The following is a 15,851-nucleotide window of genomic DNA, read 5'->3' as shown; positions in this document are numbered from 1 at the left end:
GCACCTCGTCGAGGACCGCGTCGCTCATGGGGCTGGTGCGCCGCAGATGCTCCAGGTCCGCCCAGCGGGCCTCCCGGCGTCCCCGGGCGGCGTCGAGACGCGGCCGCGGCGCCCGGGCGGCGCGAAGGGGTGGGTGCTCGGCTCCCGCAGCACGTGCGCGCTCTGCTCCACCGTCAGGGGCCGGGCGAAGAGGTATCCCTGTCCGAACCGGCAGCCCATCCCGGCCAGCAGGTCCCGCTGCGCGGTGTCCTCGATGCCCTCCGCGATGACCTGGAGGCCCAGGGTGTCGGCGATCCGCACGATGCCCTCGACCAGGGCGACCTGCTGGGCGTCGTGGGCGATGTCGTCGATGAACGACTTGTCGATCTTCAGTACGTCGATGGGGAAGTCCCGCAGATGGTGCAGCGAGGAGAAGCCGGTGCCGAAGTCGTCGACCGCGATGTTCACCCCGAGTTCCTTGAGCATGTGCAGCACCGTCTGGAGGCGTTCGTCGCGGTGCAGCAGCACGGTCTCCGTCAGCTCCAGTTGCAGCGACCCGGGCGCCAGCCCCGGCGTGCTCAGCGCCTGGCCGACCTGCTCGACGAACCCGGCGTCTCGGAACTGGCGCGCGGAGACGTTCACACTGACGTAGGGCGGACGGGCCGGGCCCGGCAGCCGTTGCAGCCCGGCGATGTCGCTGACCGCGTTCTCCAGCACCCACGACCCCAGCGGGGCGATCTGCCCGGTCTCCTCCGCCAGACTGATGAACTGGTCCGGCGTGACGGGCGGCCGCTGCTCGTGCGGCCAGCGGACCAGGGCCTCGAACCCGACGACCTCGCCTCCGGTGATGTCCACGACAGGCTGGTAACGCAGCGTGAACGTCTTGTCGGCGACCGCCTGGACCAGCTGGGCCTGGAGGTCGTGCCGCTCCACCATGCGGCTGCGCAGGAGGGGCTTGAAGCGGCGCCACTGCCGCTTGCCCGCCGCCTTCGCGGCGTACAGCGCGAGGTCGGCATGGCCCAGCAGTTCCTCCGCGTCCGTGCTGTCGCGCGCGGTGGCCACGCCCACGCTGGCGGACACCGTCACCGACTCGTCGGCCAGGTCGAACGGCCGGCCCAGCGTCTGGATCACCTGAGCCGCCAGCAGCTCGGCGTCGAGCGGCTGCTTGGCGTCCTCCATCAGCACCGCGAACTCGTCCCCGCCGAGCCGGGCCGCGGTGTCGGTGCGCCGCAGCGCCCGGGACAGCCGGTTGCCTACGGCGATCAGCAGATGGTCGCCGACCCGGTGTCCCATCGTGTCGTTGACCAGCTTGAAGTCGTCCAGGTCGATGTAGAGCAGACAGGTCAGGGACGACTCGCGGCGGCCGCGCAGCAAGGCGCGTTCGATCCGCTCCATCAGCAGCGTCCGGTTGGGCAGACCGGTCAGCGAGTCGTGGAAGGCCCGCTGCGTCAGCTCCTGCTCCAGCCGCCGCTGCTCGGTCACGTCCCGCAGCGTCACCACCAGGCCGGACACGGTCCGCTCGTCCCGGAAGTCGCTGCACCGCACCTCCACCTCGACACGCCCTTCACGGCGCCGCACCCACCAGTGGTCGTGTCCGGCCCGTGCCCCCTCTCCCGTACGGCGGCCAGTTCCCGCGCGGCCCGCTCCCGGTCCCCGGGATCCACCAGCAGCGGCAGCGAGACGCCGACGAGGTCGTCGGTGCCGAACACGGACCGCGCGGACGGACTGGCGTACCGGATCGTGTCGTCGTCCTCCAGGATCAGGATGACGTCCGAGGCGTTGCGGACGAGGGTGCGGAAGTACTCCTCGCTCTCCCGCCGGAAGACCTCCTGGCGCAGCCTGACCCGTTCCATGGCCAGGCCCGCGTGCGACGCCAGGATCTCCAGCGAGCCCCCGGTCTCGGTGAGCTGCCGCTCGGGGGCGGCGACCAGCAGGACACCCGGGACGGTCCCGGCCGGACGGTCGGGCTGGGTCATGGGGCAGACCAGGACGGAGGGCAGGCCGTCCAGTTCGGCGGCGACGCCGGGATCGAGGGCGTCCGGGCTCACCAGGTGGGTGCCCTGCGCGCCGAGGTCCGCCGCGCGCTCCCTCGGCAGCAGTATGGTCCCGTGCGGTACGTCCGGCCCCATCAGCCGGCCGACCGCCGTACGGCAGGACTGGTCGATCTCCTCCTGCCGGAAGGCCGAGACCAGCGAGGCGGCGGCCCCGCGCAGCGCGAGCTCCCGCGTCACCGCCCGGCGGTGGGCCACGACCATCCCCGCCAGCCGCAGGATCACCAGCAGGAACAGCAGGCCCGAGAAGGCCGCGATCACGGCGGCGTCCCGCGTCTGGTTGCTCAGCCCCTCGTACAGCAGGATCCCCGGCGCGATGAGCGTGGCCACGGTGAGCATGACCAGCCGGCGCGGCGGCGGCAGCAGGGACTCCCGCTGCGGCACGGATGCGGTCAGCTCGACCATCGAGGGGTGCAGGGCGGCCAGGCCCCAGGCGGTGTAGAAGGCGATCCAGCCGAGGTCCAGCAGGGTGCCCGTCTGCCACAGATCGTTCAGTTGCAGGATCCCGTACGCGATGTCGAAACCGAGCAGTGTCACCGTGCCGACGACCAGCAGCCGCACGGCACGGTTGGGCCCGTCGACGGGACTCGGGTCAGCAGCCGGGCCAGCAGGGCCAGCACGAGGACGTCGCCGAGGGGATAGGCGATGCTGATGGCGCGCTGCTGCCAGGTCAGTCCTTCCACCACCGTCAGCGGCTGCACCAGGTACACCCACACGGGCAGGGCGAGGCCCGCGGTGATGATCAGCGCGTCGAGCATGCTCGGCAGGTCGCGGCCGGCCCACCGGTGCCGGACGAGCCCCGACAGTCCGATCGCGAAGAGCGGGTAGGTGGCGAGGTAGCAGGCGTCGGCGGGGGAGGGGAACGGGTTGGAGGCGTCGAAGTACTCCTCCATCACGTTGTAGTACGTGTCGCCCGTGATGAAGGTGAGCAGTCCGCCGGCCAGGAACCACCAGGGCCACTGATGGGCGGGCCGGTGGACACGAATGCCGGTCACCACGGCGACGACGCCGGCGAGCCCGATGGCGGCCCACAGGGCGGGAGCCGCGGCCGGGACCGTCATGTACACGATTGTGGCGACCGTGACGAGGGCGATGTGGGCGGCCATCAGCCGACGTGCTGACAGCAAGGACATGCGCCTCCCCCGTCAGGGAGACCGGGGCGTGAGCCTCGTTCGTTGAATTCGATCGTAAGTTCGCCCGCGCGGCCCTGCATCTCGGGCGGCCGGCCCTGCGGGCCCGGGCGAACAGGGTCTGCCTGACGGGCCGGGACCGCCCGGGTGTCTCAGTCGCGTCCCCGATGGAACCGCACGTGCAACTCCCTCACCCGTTCCGTCAGTTCGGGCACCGGACCGTCCACGACCACACCCGGTGCGACCTCGTGGACGGGGAGTGTCCGCACCGGCGGCGCGGGGACCCCCAACTCGCTCAGCCATGACGCGAGTTGTCCGGACGAGGCGACGTAGACGATGCGTCCCAGACCGACCCAGGCGTGTGCGGCCGCACACATCGGGCAGTGCTCGCCGGAGGTGTAGACCGTGGCCGCCGCCCGCTCCTCGGGCGTGAGGCGGCCCGCCGACCAGCGCGCCAGCTCGAACTCGGGGTGCCGGGTGCGATCGCCCGAGGCCACCCGGTTGTGGTCCTCGCCGAGGACCGTGCCGTCCCCGCCGACCAGGACCGAACCGAACGGCTCGTGGCCGGCCTCGAGCGCCTCGGCCGCGAGCTCCACGCAGCGGCGCAGGTACGGCAATTCCGTGTCCTTCACGACCATGGTGCCGGGCCCTTCCTGGTGACGACGTGATCGACAGGACTGTACGGCCGCCGGGGCGCACGGCCGCACCGGAAAACGCGTTGCCCGGCCGCCCGGCGTGTGCTGAGGTCTGCCCATGACTCATGTGGATCACACCGCAGTACTCGCCCTGTTCGACCGTGAGCTGCGCCAGGGTGCGCCGCCGGACGGCCCCGGCGCCCGCGTCGAGCGGACCGGTGAGGTGGTGCGCCAGGTCGCCGCCGCGCCGGGCTGGAACGGCGTCCTGTGGTCCGCCCTCGACGAGACGGCGGCGGACGCGGCGATCGCCGAGCAGATCGCCCACTACACCGGGCTCGGCCTGGACTTCGAGTGGAAGCTGTACGAACACGACCGGCCGGCGGACCTCGGGCAGCGGCTGCGCGCGGCCGGGTTCACGCCCGAGCCCGCGGAGACGCTGATGATCGGCGAGGCCGGCGAGCTTGCTCTCGACGCCGAACCGCCGGAGGGCGTCCGCGTGGAGCCGGTCACCGACCCGACGGGCGTGGATCTCGTGGCCGACGTCCACGAGAAGGCGTTCGGCGCGGACAGCTCCCGGCTGCGCGACCAGCTCCTCGCCCGGCTCTCGGCCGACCCGGACTCGGTAGTCGCCGTCGTGGCGATGGCAGGCCGCGAGCCGGTGAGCGCGGCCCGCATGGAATTCGTGCCCGGTACGCAGTTCGCCGGACTGTGGGGCGGCGGCACCGTCGAGGGCTGGCGCGGCCGCGGCATCTACCGCGCCCTGGTGGCCCACCGCGCCCACGCCGCCGCGGCACGCGGCTACCGCTACCTCCAGGTCGACGCCTCCAGCCAGAGCCGCCCCATCCTGGAGCGCCTGGGCTTCACCCCGCTGACCACGACGACGCCGTACGTGTACACGCCGTAGCCGGCCGGCTTCTCCCCGCCCGGACGCCACATCCAGGGCCGTCCGCACGTCACATCCACGCCCGTCCGATCCGTCGCATGGTCATGACGACGATCCGCAAGAACCAGAGCATCCTCCTCGCCGGCGCGAGCGGCGTCCTCGGCCGGCACGTCACCCGCGGCCTGACCGAGGCGGGCCACAAGGTCACCGGACTCGGCCGGAGCGCGGACAACGGCATCCGCGCGGACCTCATGGACCGTGACGCGCTGCTGCGCGCCGTCGACGGACACCACTTCGACACCGTGATCCACGCCGCGACCGCCCTGCGCAGGCCCCCCATGCGCGACCGCGACATGTTCGCCACCGACGCGCTGCGCACCGAGGGCACGGCCCATCTCGTCGAAGCCGCCCGCGTCACCGGTGCCCGCCGCTTCGTCGTGGAGTCGATGGTCTTCGGCTACGGCTACGGGGACCACGGCGACCGCCCGCTCACCGAGGACGACCCCTTCGGCCCGCGCGGCAGGACCCCGCAGCTGGAGCGGCACATCGCGGCCATGCGGATCAAGGAACGGCTCGCCTTCGAGACCGAGGCGCTGGAGGGCATCGCGCTCCGCTTCGGCCTGTTCTACGGCCCCGGCGGCACCGACGCCCTGCTGTCCCTGCTGCGCAGACTGCAACTGCCCATGCCCGCCGACCGCGGCCGGGTGCTGCCGTGGGTGGAGCTCACCGACGCGGCCCGCGCGGTGGTCGCCGCCGTGGAACGCGGCCGGCCCGGCCAGGCGTACAACATCGCCGACCGCACCCCGCTCGGCTTCCGCGCCCACGTCGAGAGCGTGGCCGGGGCGTTCGGACTGCCGAAGCCGATGACCGTACCGCTGTGGCTGATGAAGCCCATGTCGTACGCGCACACGGTGATGTCGTCACGGCTGGTGGTGTCCTGCGCCAAGGCGGAAGGAGAGCTGGGCTGGACGCCGCTGTACCCGTCCAGCCGTGAAGGGCTCGCCGCCATGCGGTCGGCGGGCCGCTGATGCCGGGAGACGTACGGCTCCGGCGTGCCGGGCCGCCGGGCCACGGCGCGCCGGGTGCCAGGTGTCTCCTTGTGCCGCACACGTGCTGGTGCTGTTGCCACGCCGTGCTGTCGGCGTCGTGAAGCTGTAGCCGTCCTACGCCGTCAGCGGCGTGCTTTCGAGCGGTCCAGCGCGGCGACGCCGAGCGCTGCGAGGCCGATCTGGATGAGCCACTCCACCCAGTCGACGCCCTTGGTGTCGGCGACGTCGAACGCGGCGGCGATCGCGGAGCCGACCAACGCGGCGATGATGCCGACGAGGATCGTCCACAGGATTCCGATCCGCTGACGGCCCGGGACCACGAGCCGGCCCAGGACGCCGATGACGATGCCGATCACGATGGCACTGATGATGCCGTCGATCTCCATCTCCGCCCCTTCTCCTCAGGACCCCCGCTGTAGTGCGTGTGCCCCCTGACGGCCGGGACACGCCGGTGCGCACATGGAGGGGCCGGTCCGGGGCGCGGACCGGCCTTCGGTTTCCTTCCGGTGGGTCTAGGGCCTCTTGGAGGCTTTCGCCGCCGTGCCGGCGCACACCAGACCCAGAATCACGGCCAGTGCACCGATGATGATGTTGTTCCACACGACGCCGGTGTCCGGGCTTTCGCCGACGACCCACGGCGAGACGATCATCCACACCCCGAGTGCGCACATGGCCCAGCTCAGGCCGTACATACGCTCCGGAGCGCGAGTGAACCCGAGCGCCAGCAGACCGATCGCGATGCCCATGATCAGGTTGTGTGTCACGAGCGGTGGCTGGCTGGTCGTGTAGTGGAGTATCCACGGGGAGGCCGCGCAGTACAGACCGAGCAGGAACACCGGTCCGTCCACGAGCGCCACATCGCGATCACCGAGCACACGGGCGTACCGATCCCGCATCTCGGAGGCATCAGGGTGGCTGGTTATGTCACCTCTGGTGGGCGAGACGTTGGCCATGATTCGTCTCCTTCGTCTTGCAGGGCGACCGCGTCTGGTGGGTATGCGGTAAGCGCCGCGTAAGTTCATTCTGCTCTTATTTCTCCTTTATGTGTAGAGGTGGTAGACGCGCGAACTTCTACCGAGCGGCACATGTCCGGGGGGATCGGGGGCAACCGGATGGGTACGACAGTGACCGATCGACGTCGCCGGGAGGCGGCGCGGGACAGGGGAGGGCAGCGGACGTGTCTGCGGCCATCGGCGCGAAGGTGTTGGAGCGGTTCCCGGCGGGAGCTCCGCGCGGATCATGGCCGGCGGAGGAGTACGCGGCACGCCGCCGTGCCGAGGGGGAGCCGGCCACCGTCGTGATGGACCTGGAGTCGGACGCCTTCCTCGTGGTGGTTCCGTCGGACGACGACTGAATACCATCGACGACCGAAATCCAGGGTCCCGAAAATGCGCGGCCTGGAAATCCATGGTCCCGAATTCCGCCGGTCCGCGATGCGAGATGAGCCGCGATTTCCTTGACGGCCGTCGTCTCCCGCTGCCACGATCCATGGCATGACCATGCGACTGGACCTCACGCGGCGACGCCACGTCGACCTCGCGCGCGTCTCCAGCGCCTCCTGTCGCGCCGCAGCCTGAGTCTCCCGGCTCGCCGCTTCCTGCCACCGCCGTATTCGCCGTCGGCCGAACACCGTCGTGCCGACGGGACGTCGTGCGCGGTGCATTTCCCTCACGCCTGAATTCGGCGCTCAGTCACGCCCGTTGAACGCGGCGTCCTTCGAATTCGGCGCTGCCACGCGCAGTCGTGCCCTCTCCCGGAAAGAGACCCCATGGTCACCGTCCTGTCCGTCTCCGGCAGCCCCTCCGCCTCCTCCCGCACCAGCCGACTGCTGCGCCACCTGGACGAGCGGCTGGCCGCACAGGGCCATGACGTGATCCCGCTCGACGTCCGCACCATCCCCGCCGAGGCGCTGCTCGGCGCGGACTTCCGGCACCCCGCGATCGTCGAGGCCACCGACCTGTTCGCACGTGCCGACGGCATCGTCGTCGGCACCCCCGTCTACAAGGCGTCCTACTCCGGTGTCCTCAAGGCACTGCTGGACCTGCTCCCGCAGTACGCACTCACCGGCAAGACCGTGCTGCCGCTCGCCACCGGCGGCAGCATCGCCCATGTCCTGGCCATCGACTACGCCCTGCGCCCGGTGCTCACCTCCATGGGCGCGGCCCACATAGTGCAGGGCTGGTTCACCCTCGACAAGGACATCACCGTGCACGACGACGGGTCCCTGACCGTCGCGCCGGCCGCCACCGAGGCGCTCACCCAGGTGGTCGACCAGTTCTCCGCGGCGCTCGGCCGCACCCCGCTGCTGGCCGTGGCGGGCTGACACCCGTCAGCCGCCGCGCCGACGAACGTTCCACATCGATCGGAGATCCCCGTGTCCCTCACCTTCCACTGGTTCCTGCCCACCAACGGCGACAGCCGCCATGTCGTCGGCGGCGGCCACGGCACCCCGGCCACCGCATCCGGCCGGGACCGGCCGCCGACGGTCGCCTACCTGAGCCAGATCGCCCGCGCCGCCGAGGAGGTGGGCTTCGCCGGTGCCCTCACGCCCACCGGCGCCTGGTGCGAGGACGCGTGGCTCACCACCGCGATGGTCAGCCGGCACACCGAACGCCTCAAGTTCCTCGTGGCCTTCCGGCCCGGGCTGATCTCGCCCACCCTCGCCGCGCAGATGGCCTCCACCTTCCAGCGGCAGACCGGCGGACGGCTCCTGCTCAACGTGGTCACCGGTGGCGAGAACCAGGAACAGCGCGCCTTCGGCGACTTCCTCGACAAGGACAGCCGGTACCGCCGGACCGGCGAATTCCTGCACGTCGTAAAGGAGTTGTGGCAGGGCGGGACCGTCGACCTGCACGGTGAGCACCTCCGGGTGCAAGGCGCGGCGCTCGCCCGCGTGCCCGACCCCGTTCCCCAGGTGTACTTCGGCGGCTCCTCGCCCATCGCCGGTGAGATCGCCGCCCGGCACGCCGACGTCTATCTCACCTGGGGGGAGCCGCCCGCCCAGGTCGCCGAGAAGCTCGACCGGATCCGCTCCCTGGCCGCCGCCGAGGGCCGCAGTCTCCGCTTCGGCATTCGGCTGCACGTCATCACCCGTGACACCGCCGAGCAGGCCTGGGCCGAGGCGGACCGGCTGCTGGACGGATTCGACCCGGAGACCGTGGCGTCGGTGCAGGCCGGGCTCGCCCGCAGCGAGTCCGAGGGGCAGCGGCGCATGCTCGCCCTGCACGGCGGCCGGCGCGATCGCCTGGAGATCCATCCCAACGTGTGGGCAGGGATCGGCCTGGTGCGCGGTGGTGCGGGCACCGCCCTGGTCGGCAGCCATGACGAGGTCGCCGAGCGGATCAAGGAGTACCACGCCCTCGGTATCGAGGAGTTCATCCTCTCCGGCTACCCCCACCTGGAGGAGGCGTACTGGTTCGGCGAGGGCGTGCTGCCGCGCCTTGCCGCACAAGGGCTGTGGCGGCACCCCGCGGACAAGGAGGCCGCGCCTACCGCCTCCACCACGCCCACCGAACCCTCCGTACTCGCGCCGTTCGCGAGCTAGGACCTGGGCCTCCCGCCCCAACGATCAACCCCGAAGCCCGCGTTGGGCGTCATCCGCGCCGAGGGGCAAGTCCCGCCCCTCGGTGAAGGGGAGGCACACACCCATGAAGAAGCGGGCTTCACGCACCGTCTCGATCGGCCTGGCCGTGGCGTTGTCCGCCGCAGCGGCGGCGCTCGCCCCGTCCGCACACGCGGCACAGTCGCAGCGTGATCACGAGGCGACTCGCACCGCGTTGCACGATCTGGTCGAGAGGGGCGGGCTGCCCGGAGTGGCAGCCAAGGTCCGTGACGGCAAGGGGAGTTGGTTCGCGGAGGCCGGTTACGCCGACACCGGCACGGGGCGCGAGCGTTCCCCCGGCGACCACTTCCGCGGGGCCAGCATCACGAAGACCTTCGTCGCGACCGTCCTGCTCCAGTTGGAGGCCGAAGGCGGACTGAGCCTGGACGACACGGTCGAGTCGTGGCTGCCGGGCCTGGTGCGGGGCGACGGCTACGACGGCGACAAGATCACTCTGCGGCAGCTCCTCAACCACACCAGCGGCATCGCCAACTACACCGACGACCCCGCCTTCCTCCACGACGCCGCGGGCCCCGGCTTCCCGGAGCACCGCTACGACACCCATACACCCGAGGAACTCGTGGCGATCGCGCTGAAGCACCCGCCGCTGCCCGACCCGGAGACGACGCCGGTGTACTCGAACACCAACTTCGTCATCGCCGGGATGGTCGTCGAGAAGGCGACGGGCCGCTCGTACGCGCAGGAGATCACCCGCCGCATCATCCGGCCGCTGAAGCTGCGCGGTACGTCGTTCCCCGGCACGTCACCCCATATGCCGAAACCCCACCCCGTCGGCTACTCCCGGCTGCATCAGGAGGCCCCGGACGCACCGATCCATGACGCCACCGAACAGAACATGACCTGGCTGGGCGCGGCCGGTGACGTCATCTCCACGAGCGGCGACCTGAACCGCTTCCAACGGGCTTTGCTCAAGGGCGAGTTGCTGCCCCCGAAGCAGATGAAGGAGATGCTCGACGAGGTTCCCGCGGGGGGCGGGCTCGGGTACGGACTCGGAGTCGAGTTCGCGCAGCTGTCCTGCGGCGTGAAGGTCGTGGGCAAGAGCGGCCGTGCGAACGGCTCCCTGTCCGCGATGGTCGGCACACAGGACGGGAAGCACCAGCTGACGTTCAACATCAACGGTGACTGGCTCCCGGACCCGTCGCTCTACATCAACGTGATCGAAGCGGAGTTCTGCGGCAAGGTCCCGTCCCGCACGGACAAACCGTCGGCGCTGCCGCGGCTCGGCTGACCGGACGCCAGCGCGCCGAGGTGCGTCCGGCGTGCCTCGGCGGTCTGGCCCTGCACCAGCAGGAACATTCCCTCGCGTGCGAGGCGCTGCGCCCGGCTGTCCAGGGCCATGGACCGGCCGCCCCCGGCCACGATCGCCGCGGTCGTGGCCGCCCGCAGCACGTCGTACGCCCGTGCCTTCAGCGCCAGCCGTTCAGGGACGCACTCGTGCGGAACGGGGTGGTCGGCCAGGGCGTAGGCCTCCCGCCGGACCTCGTCGAGCCGGGCCCGCAGCGACCGGGCCGGCTCACGGCCGTCCGGGGCGTCCGCCACCAGGTCCAGCGCCGCGCTCGCCACCCCGAACACGGCCGGACTGGTGTTGGCGGCCCTGGGCAGGTCGACCTGGGCGAACTGCTCCTGCGAGGTGCGCAGCACGACGGCGTCCTGCGGCACCCACAGGCCGTCCAGCTCCAGGGAGACCGTGCGGGCGGCGGTGAGGGCCGCGAGCCGCATCGGCGCCGACGGACGCATCCCCGGCTGTTCGCGGGCCTCGGCGACGACGAACACCACCTCGGCCGAGTCCGTCACACCCGCCAGCAGCATCACGTCGTTCAGACCCCAGCCCGTGTACCAGGGCACCGTGCCCTCGAAGCGCCAGCCGCCCCGCTCGGGCACGGCCCGCACCGGCACGCGGGGGAAGGCTCGCACGTGCGCGAACGCGATGCCGGCCAGCGACTCGCCGGTCGCCAGCGGGCCCAGCAGCATCTCCCGGACCGGTGAGTCGGATGTGGCGAGCAGCTTCACCGGAGTGTGGTGCTGTGTCTGCACGAACCATGTGGAGCAGCACGCCCCGGCCAGGATCTCCGCGACCTCCCGCGCCACGGCGGCGGGCGCGTCCGCCCCGCCGTACTCCTCCGGCGCGCCCAGCCCGAGCAGGCCCGACCGACGCACCGCCTCGATGTGGCTCGCCGGCACCCCCTCCTGGTCGACGCGCTCGGCGTGCGGGACGAGGAGATCGTGCGCCAGCCGCCGTGCGCGGGTGACGAGGGGGTGGGGCGGGGAGGCGAGGGATGCGGAGCTCATGGGAGGAATTCTCGCGCTCGCACGGCCCGGGGTGTCGATCCCGGGGTGTTTCCTTCGGTCGGCACCGTCAAGGGTGCGCGCCGCGCAGGTCCAGTTCCGTCAGCACGTCGAAGTCGAGCCCGTCGGCGCGGGCCAGGTAGATGCGCTGGCGGACATGGCTGTCGCGCAGGTGCAGCAGTCCGCGCGGACCCTCGTACGACACCGCGCCCGCCGCCGCGCCGATCGCCGCCACGTCCAGCGTCCCGGCCCGCTTCAGCAGCGCGGCCAGCAACAGCACGCCCTCGTAGCAGGACTCGCCGAGGCTGCCGAGGGCGGGTGCCTCGACGCCGTAGCGGGCCGCGTACTGCCCGTGGAAGTCGAGGGTGTCCCGGTTGGCCAGCGAGGCGAAGAACCCCGACGTGCTGTAGAGGTCCTCGGTGGCCGCCGGGCCGCTCGCCATCAGCATGTTCTCGTCCATCAGCGTGCTCAGCCGCAGACAGCGGGCGGGCAGGCCGTGCGCCGCGAACGCCCGGTTGAAGCGCACCGCGTCGCTGCCGACGAGCAGCATCAGCACCCCGTCGGCGTCCGAGCGTTCGATGCGGCGCAGCACCGGCTCGAAGTCGTGGGTGCCGAGCGGGAGATAGACCTCGCCGGCGACGGACCCGCCGGACCGGTGAGCGTACCCGCGGGCCGCCCGTGCCGTACGCCGCGGCCAGACGTAGTCGTTGCCGACGACGAACCACCGACGCACCCCGCGCTCGTGCGCCAGCAGGTCCATCGCGGGCCGCAGTTGGTCGCGCGGCGTCTCGCTCGTCAGGAACACGCCCGCCGTGTCCTCACCGCCCTCGTACAGCGCGGTGTACACGTACGGGACGCGGTGCGCGATCCGCGGCGCCATCGCCTGGCGCACCGAGGAGATGTGCCAGCCCGTGACGCCTTGTACGACGCCCAGGTCCACCAGCGCCTCGACGTGGTCGGCGACCTCGCCGGGCGGGCCCGAGCCGTCGACCGGCACCAGCCGCAGCTCCCTGCCGAGCACGCCGCCGTCCCGGTTGACCTCCTCGGCGGCCAGCCGGGCGCACAGCTCGCAGGTGGGCCCGAAGATGCCGGCCGGCCCCTGCAAGGGGAAGACGAGCGCCACGCCGAGCACGGAGTCGTCGGCCGTGAACCACTCGGGCGCGGGGAGGTCGTGCCGGGACATGGCGTCATGATTCCGGCTCAGCCGGACGAACTCCAGTGCGGCTCCTAGGATGGACGCACCTCGTGAACTAGGAGCAGGATGCCCACCCCACCCCCGCGCCGGCCGGACGACCTGGTGCAACTGCTGACGCGGGCCGAGCGGCTGGCGGCGCGGCGGTTGCAGGCCGTGCTGGAGGAAGAGGGCTGCTCGCTCGACGCGTGGCGGGTGCTGGCCCTGCTGTCCGACGGCGAGGGGCACCACATGACGGCGATCGCTGAGGCCGCCTTTCTGCCGCCTGGGACGCTGACCAAGCTGGTCGACCAGCTCGTCGACCGGAACCTCGTGCACCGCCGGGTCGACCCGTTCGACCGCCGCCGCGTCCTCGCCCACCTCACCCCCCGCGGCCAGGAGTACTGGCAGCGGCTCGACCGCGCGGTGCGCGCCGGCTGGCCCCCGCTCGGCGACGGTGACGACGACCTGCTGCGGTCCCTGCTGGAGCGGCTGGCCGCGACGCTGGCGGGGTCGGCACGCGTGTGAGCCCGGGGTGACCCCGGCGCACGGATGACTGGTCTACACCCTTGACTGGTACAGACCAACGCGGTTGAGTGTGCCTCCGACCACCCCCCACCACGGCCGCGCCCACGCCGTGACCGGTCCTCCCGGTGCGTGCGGTGAAGGCTCTGCTCCGCCCTGCCCTCGACGGGTGCGGCCGTGCTCCGCAAAGGAGTTGACCCCATGTCGAGACGCCGCGTCTCCGCCGTCCTGGCCGCCCTCGCCCTCGCGGGCACCGCGCCGGTGCTCCTGCCGGCCTCGAACGCCTCCGCCGCCGCGTGCTCCAGCTATCCCAACTGGGTGGCCGGGAAGTCGTACGCCGCCGGCGACATCGTCCGCTACACCGACGGCAAGGCGTACATCGCCGAGCACGCCAACCCGGGCTACGACCCGACCATCAGCACTTGGTACTGGGAGCCGTACGCCTGCGACAGCGGCACGCCCAACGCGCGCTTCGTCGTGACCGAGGCGCAGTTCAACCAGATGTTCCCGAACCGGAATCCCTTCTACACCTACAGCGGTCTCACCGCCGCCCTGAGCGCCTACCCCGGCTTCGCGGGCACCGGCAGCGACACGGTGAAGAAGCAGGAGGCCGCCGCCTTCCTCGCCAACGTCAGCCACGAGACCGGCGGCCTGGTGCACGTGGTGGAGCAGAACACCGCCAACTACCCGCACTACTGCGACTGGAGCCGACCCTACGGCTGTCCGGCCGGCCAGGCCGCCTACTACGGGCGCGGCCCGATCCAGCTGAGCTGGAACTTCAACTACAAGGCCGCGGGTGACGCGCTCGGCATCGACCTGCTGAACAACCCCTGGCTGGTGCAGAACGACGCGGCCGTCGCCTGGAAGACGGCCCTGTGGTACTGGAACACCCAGACCGGTCCCGGCACCATGACTCCGCACAACGCCATGGTCAACGGCGCCGGCTTCGGCCAGACCATCCGCAGCATCAACGGCTCCCTGGAGTGCGACGGCAAGAACCCGGCGCAGGTGCAGAGCCGTGTGAACAACTACCAGCGGTTCACGCAGATCCTCGGGACGTCACCCGGCGGCAATCTCTACTGCTGACGGCGGGGAGCGTGTGTGAGACTCCGTCGATGAGCTCACAGACGATCACCGCGGACGCCGCGGGCACCTGGAAACTCGGCGACCTGCCCGTCCACCGCCTCGGCTTCGGCGCGATGCGGCTGACGGGCAGCGCCGCCTTCCATCTCGGCACTCCGAGCGACCGCGACCGGTCGATCGCCGTCCTGCGCAAGGCGATCGACCTCGGCGTGAACCACATCGACACGGCCGCCTTCTACTTCTCGTCGCTGCGCTCCGCCAACGAACTCATCAACAGCGCGCTGGCGCCGTACCCCGACGACCTGGTCATCGTCACCAAGGTGGGCCCGTACCGGACCTGGTCGGGGGAGTGGGCCACCTCGGCCCGCCCCGAGGACCTGCGCGCCCACGTCGAGGAGAACCTGCGCCAGCTCGGCCGCGACCACCTGGACGTGGTCAACCTGCGCCGGATGCCGAAGTACGACTCGATCGCCGACCACTTCGGCGCCCTCGCCGAACTGCGCGAGGCGGGCCTGATACGCCACCTGGGGATCTCCAACGTCGAGCCCCGCCACCTCGTCGAGGCGCAGGCCATCGCCCCCGTGGTCTGCGTGCAGAACCGGTACGCCGTCGACCGCCCCGACCCCGCCACCGACGAACTGCTGCGGATCTGCGGCGAACAGGCATCGCGTTCGTGCCGTTCTACGCCGTCGCCGGCGAGGGCGCGGAGGGCGGCGCCACCACCGCCCATGACGAAGAGGTACGCGACGTGGCGCGTGCCCACGGCGCGAGCCCCACGCAGGTCCGCATCGCCTGGACCCTGCACCAGGGACCGCATGTGCTCGCGATCCCCGGTACCGGCAACCCCGACCACCTCGTGGAGAACGTGGCGGCGGGCGCGATCCGCCTCACGGACGAGGAACTGGACCGGCTGAACGCGCCGCGCCGAAAGGCCGGTTGACCGGTCAGACCACCCAGACCCCGTCCCGCATGAGATGCCGGCGCGGCAGCTCGTGCACCTCGCACCACGCCTGCACCGCGCGCGGCCGCACCCGGAAGAACGCGTAGGACGCGTGGCCCTCGCGCGGATCCCAGCCGGTCTTCGCACGGAACGCCCCGGCCGCCTTCGGCGGCACCTCGTCAGTGGTGAACGTCTCCACGTCACCGTCGACGAGCACGACGTCCCGGGTGTCCCCGAAGGCCAGCCGGGCCCGTCGGCCGTCCCGCAGATTGCGCCCCGTGGGATTGGTCAGCCGTGTGCACAGCCACACGGCCTGGTCGTGCCACACGAACCAGAGCGGGACCAGGCACGGCACGCCTTCGGTGTCCGCCGTCGCGACCCAGATGTCGATCTCCCGCTCCAGGCGATGCAGAAGGTCCGCCTTGCGCTGCTCGGGGGTGCGGGGTGGCTCGGTGATCTTCATACCCGGGACGCTAGCGGGTGGCCGGGCGGACCGC

The 15,851-nt window shown here is 71.6% G+C and carries 18 protein-coding genes and 1 pseudogene; 10 read left to right on the top strand and 9 right to left on the bottom strand.

Annotation, left to right across the window (positions count from 1 at the left end):
- Window positions 1-24 precede the first annotated feature (24 nt).
- The 4 genes from PV963_RS01400 to PV963_RS01385 all read right to left on the bottom strand — a co-directional run bounded on the left by PV963_RS01400 (window position 25) and on the right by PV963_RS01385 (window position 3,798).
- The gene (locus PV963_RS01400; protein ID WP_274813786.1) at window positions 25-1,557 is read right to left on the bottom strand and encodes a putative bifunctional diguanylate cyclase/phosphodiesterase; all 1,533 of its coding nucleotides are present in this window, start codon (window positions 1,555-1,557) and stop codon (window positions 25-27) included.
- Entirely contained in the window at window positions 1,473-2,591 is a 1,119-nt protein-coding gene (locus PV963_RS01395) for a PAS domain-containing protein (protein ID WP_274813785.1), read from the bottom strand. The genes PV963_RS01400 and PV963_RS01395 overlap by 85 nt, the downstream gene beginning before the upstream one ends.
- On the bottom strand, window positions 2,564-3,157 hold the full coding sequence (locus PV963_RS01390) for a hypothetical protein (RefSeq protein WP_274813784.1): 594 nt from the start codon (window positions 3,155-3,157) through the stop codon (window positions 2,564-2,566). The genes PV963_RS01395 and PV963_RS01390 overlap by 28 nt, the downstream gene beginning before the upstream one ends.
- 155 nt (window positions 3,158-3,312) lie before the next feature.
- The gene (locus PV963_RS01385; RefSeq protein WP_274813783.1) at window positions 3,313-3,798 is read right to left on the bottom strand and encodes a nucleoside deaminase; all 486 of its coding nucleotides are present in this window, start codon (window positions 3,796-3,798) and stop codon (window positions 3,313-3,315) included.
- A 124-nt stretch (window positions 3,799-3,922) separates the two neighbouring features.
- Here PV963_RS01385 and PV963_RS01380 point away from each other — a divergent pair, with 124 nt between their 5' ends.
- Complete coding sequence (locus PV963_RS01380; protein ID WP_274821904.1) at window positions 3,923-4,699, top strand: GNAT family N-acetyltransferase; 777 nt, start codon at window positions 3,923-3,925, stop codon at window positions 4,697-4,699.
- Between the two features lie 83 nt (window positions 4,700-4,782).
- Window positions 4,783-5,706, top strand: a complete 924-nt coding sequence (locus tag PV963_RS01375; RefSeq protein WP_274821903.1) for an NAD-dependent epimerase/dehydratase family protein — start codon at window positions 4,783-4,785, stop codon at window positions 5,704-5,706.
- 143 nt (window positions 5,707-5,849) lie between these two features.
- Here PV963_RS01375 and PV963_RS01370 read toward each other — a convergent pair whose 3' ends face one another.
- Entirely contained in the window at window positions 5,850-6,113 is a 264-nt protein-coding gene (locus PV963_RS01370) for a GlsB/YeaQ/YmgE family stress response membrane protein (protein WP_274813782.1), read from the bottom strand.
- Between the two features lie 126 nt (window positions 6,114-6,239).
- Entirely contained in the window at window positions 6,240-6,680 is a 441-nt protein-coding gene (locus PV963_RS01365; protein WP_274813781.1) for an SPW repeat protein, read from the bottom strand.
- A 224-nt stretch (window positions 6,681-6,904) separates the two neighbouring features.
- Between PV963_RS01365 and PV963_RS01360 the strand changes: the two genes are divergently transcribed.
- From PV963_RS01360 to PV963_RS01345, 5 genes are all read left to right on the top strand, one after another.
- Window positions 6,905-7,081, top strand: coding sequence for a hypothetical protein (locus PV963_RS01360; RefSeq protein WP_167537249.1), 177 nt, complete (start codon window positions 6,905-6,907; stop codon window positions 7,079-7,081).
- Between the two features lie 139 nt (window positions 7,082-7,220).
- Window positions 7,221-7,304 carry a putative leader peptide gene (locus PV963_RS43825; protein ID WP_350710819.1) on the top strand — a complete coding sequence of 28 codons (84 nt, stop codon included), beginning with the start codon at window positions 7,221-7,223 and terminating at the stop codon, window positions 7,302-7,304.
- A gap of 191 nt (window positions 7,305-7,495) precedes the next feature.
- Window positions 7,496-8,050 carry an NADPH-dependent FMN reductase gene (gene ssuE / locus PV963_RS01355; protein ID WP_274813780.1) on the top strand — a complete coding sequence of 185 codons (555 nt, stop codon included), beginning with the start codon at window positions 7,496-7,498 and terminating at the stop codon, window positions 8,048-8,050.
- 51 nt (window positions 8,051-8,101) lie between these two features.
- Window positions 8,102-9,271, top strand: coding sequence for an LLM class flavin-dependent oxidoreductase (locus PV963_RS01350; RefSeq protein ID WP_274813779.1), 1,170 nt, complete (start codon window positions 8,102-8,104; stop codon window positions 9,269-9,271).
- A 103-nt stretch (window positions 9,272-9,374) separates the two neighbouring features.
- On the top strand, window positions 9,375-10,577 hold the full coding sequence (locus PV963_RS01345) for a serine hydrolase domain-containing protein (RefSeq protein WP_274813778.1): 1,203 nt from the start codon (window positions 9,375-9,377) through the stop codon (window positions 10,575-10,577).
- On the opposite strand, the gene PV963_RS01340 is transcribed toward PV963_RS01345, so the two are convergent.
- Complete coding sequence (locus tag PV963_RS01340) at window positions 10,493-11,638, bottom strand: acyl-CoA dehydrogenase family protein (RefSeq protein WP_274813777.1); 1,146 nt, start codon at window positions 11,636-11,638, stop codon at window positions 10,493-10,495. The genes PV963_RS01345 and PV963_RS01340 overlap by 85 nt on opposite strands.
- 67 nt (window positions 11,639-11,705) lie before the next feature.
- Window positions 11,706-12,818 (bottom strand): substrate-binding domain-containing protein, encoded by a 1,113-nt coding sequence (locus PV963_RS01335; RefSeq protein WP_274813776.1) that lies wholly within the window; start codon window positions 12,816-12,818, stop codon window positions 11,706-11,708.
- A 78-nt stretch (window positions 12,819-12,896) separates the two neighbouring features.
- On the opposite strand from PV963_RS01335, the gene PV963_RS01330 reads away from it, so the two are divergent.
- From PV963_RS01330 to PV963_RS01320, 3 genes and pseudogenes are all read left to right on the top strand, one after another.
- Window positions 12,897-13,334 carry a MarR family winged helix-turn-helix transcriptional regulator gene (locus PV963_RS01330; RefSeq protein WP_274813775.1) on the top strand — a complete coding sequence of 146 codons (438 nt, stop codon included), beginning with the start codon at window positions 12,897-12,899 and terminating at the stop codon, window positions 13,332-13,334.
- 198 nt (window positions 13,335-13,532) lie between these two features.
- Window positions 13,533-14,417: a glycoside hydrolase family 19 protein gene (locus tag PV963_RS01325; RefSeq protein WP_274813774.1), complete on the top strand. Its 885-nt coding sequence runs from the start codon at window positions 13,533-13,535 to the stop codon at window positions 14,415-14,417.
- A gap of 29 nt (window positions 14,418-14,446) precedes the next feature.
- Window positions 14,447-15,354 (top strand): annotated as a pseudogene (locus tag PV963_RS01320) (oxidoreductase).
- 4 nt (window positions 15,355-15,358) lie between these two features.
- Here PV963_RS01320 and PV963_RS01315 read toward each other — a convergent pair.
- Entirely contained in the window at window positions 15,359-15,817 is a 459-nt protein-coding gene (locus PV963_RS01315; RefSeq protein WP_274813773.1) for a pyridoxamine 5'-phosphate oxidase family protein, read from the bottom strand.
- Window positions 15,818-15,851 lie beyond the last annotated feature (34 nt).

This window comes from Streptomyces coeruleorubidus (assembly GCF_028885415.1).
GTDB classification, from domain to species: Bacteria; Actinomycetota; Actinomycetes; order Streptomycetales; family Streptomycetaceae; genus Streptomyces; species Streptomyces coeruleorubidus_A.
Note: the sequence above shows the minus strand (reverse complement) of the source record. Positions and strands in the feature narration are given on the sequence as shown.

What these genes read in the sequence shown, in the direction of transcription:
- PV963_RS01385 (WP_274813783.1), bottom strand. Translation starts at nt 3,798, where the DNA reads ATGGTCGTGAAGGACACGGAATTGCCGTACCTGCGCCGCTGCGTGGAG.
- PV963_RS01375 (WP_274821903.1), top strand. Translation starts at nt 4,783, where the DNA reads ATGACGACGATCCGCAAGAACCAGAGCATCCTCCTCGCCGGCGCGAGC.
- PV963_RS01370 (WP_274813782.1), bottom strand. Translation starts at nt 6,113, where the DNA reads ATGGAGATCGACGGCATCATCAGTGCCATCGTGATCGGCATCGTCATC.
- PV963_RS01365 (WP_274813781.1), bottom strand. Translation starts at nt 6,680, where the DNA reads ATGGCCAACGTCTCGCCCACCAGAGGTGACATAACCAGCCACCCTGAT.
- PV963_RS43825 (WP_350710819.1), top strand. Translation starts at nt 7,221, where the DNA reads ATGACCATGCGACTGGACCTCACGCGGCGACGCCACGTCGACCTCGCG.
- ssuE (WP_274813780.1), top strand. Translation starts at nt 7,496, where the DNA reads ATGGTCACCGTCCTGTCCGTCTCCGGCAGCCCCTCCGCCTCCTCCCGC.
- PV963_RS01345 (WP_274813778.1), top strand. Translation starts at nt 9,375, where the DNA reads ATGAAGAAGCGGGCTTCACGCACCGTCTCGATCGGCCTGGCCGTGGCG.
- PV963_RS01340 (WP_274813777.1), bottom strand. Translation starts at nt 11,638, where the DNA reads ATGAGCTCCGCATCCCTCGCCTCCCCGCCCCACCCCCTCGTCACCCGC.
- PV963_RS01335 (WP_274813776.1), bottom strand. Translation starts at nt 12,818, where the DNA reads ATGTCCCGGCACGACCTCCCCGCGCCCGAGTGGTTCACGGCCGACGAC.
- PV963_RS01330 (WP_274813775.1), top strand. Translation starts at nt 12,897, where the DNA reads ATGCCCACCCCACCCCCGCGCCGGCCGGACGACCTGGTGCAACTGCTG.
- PV963_RS01325 (WP_274813774.1), top strand. Translation starts at nt 13,533, where the DNA reads ATGTCGAGACGCCGCGTCTCCGCCGTCCTGGCCGCCCTCGCCCTCGCG.
- PV963_RS01315 (WP_274813773.1), bottom strand. Translation starts at nt 15,817, where the DNA reads ATGAAGATCACCGAGCCACCCCGCACCCCCGAGCAGCGCAAGGCGGAC.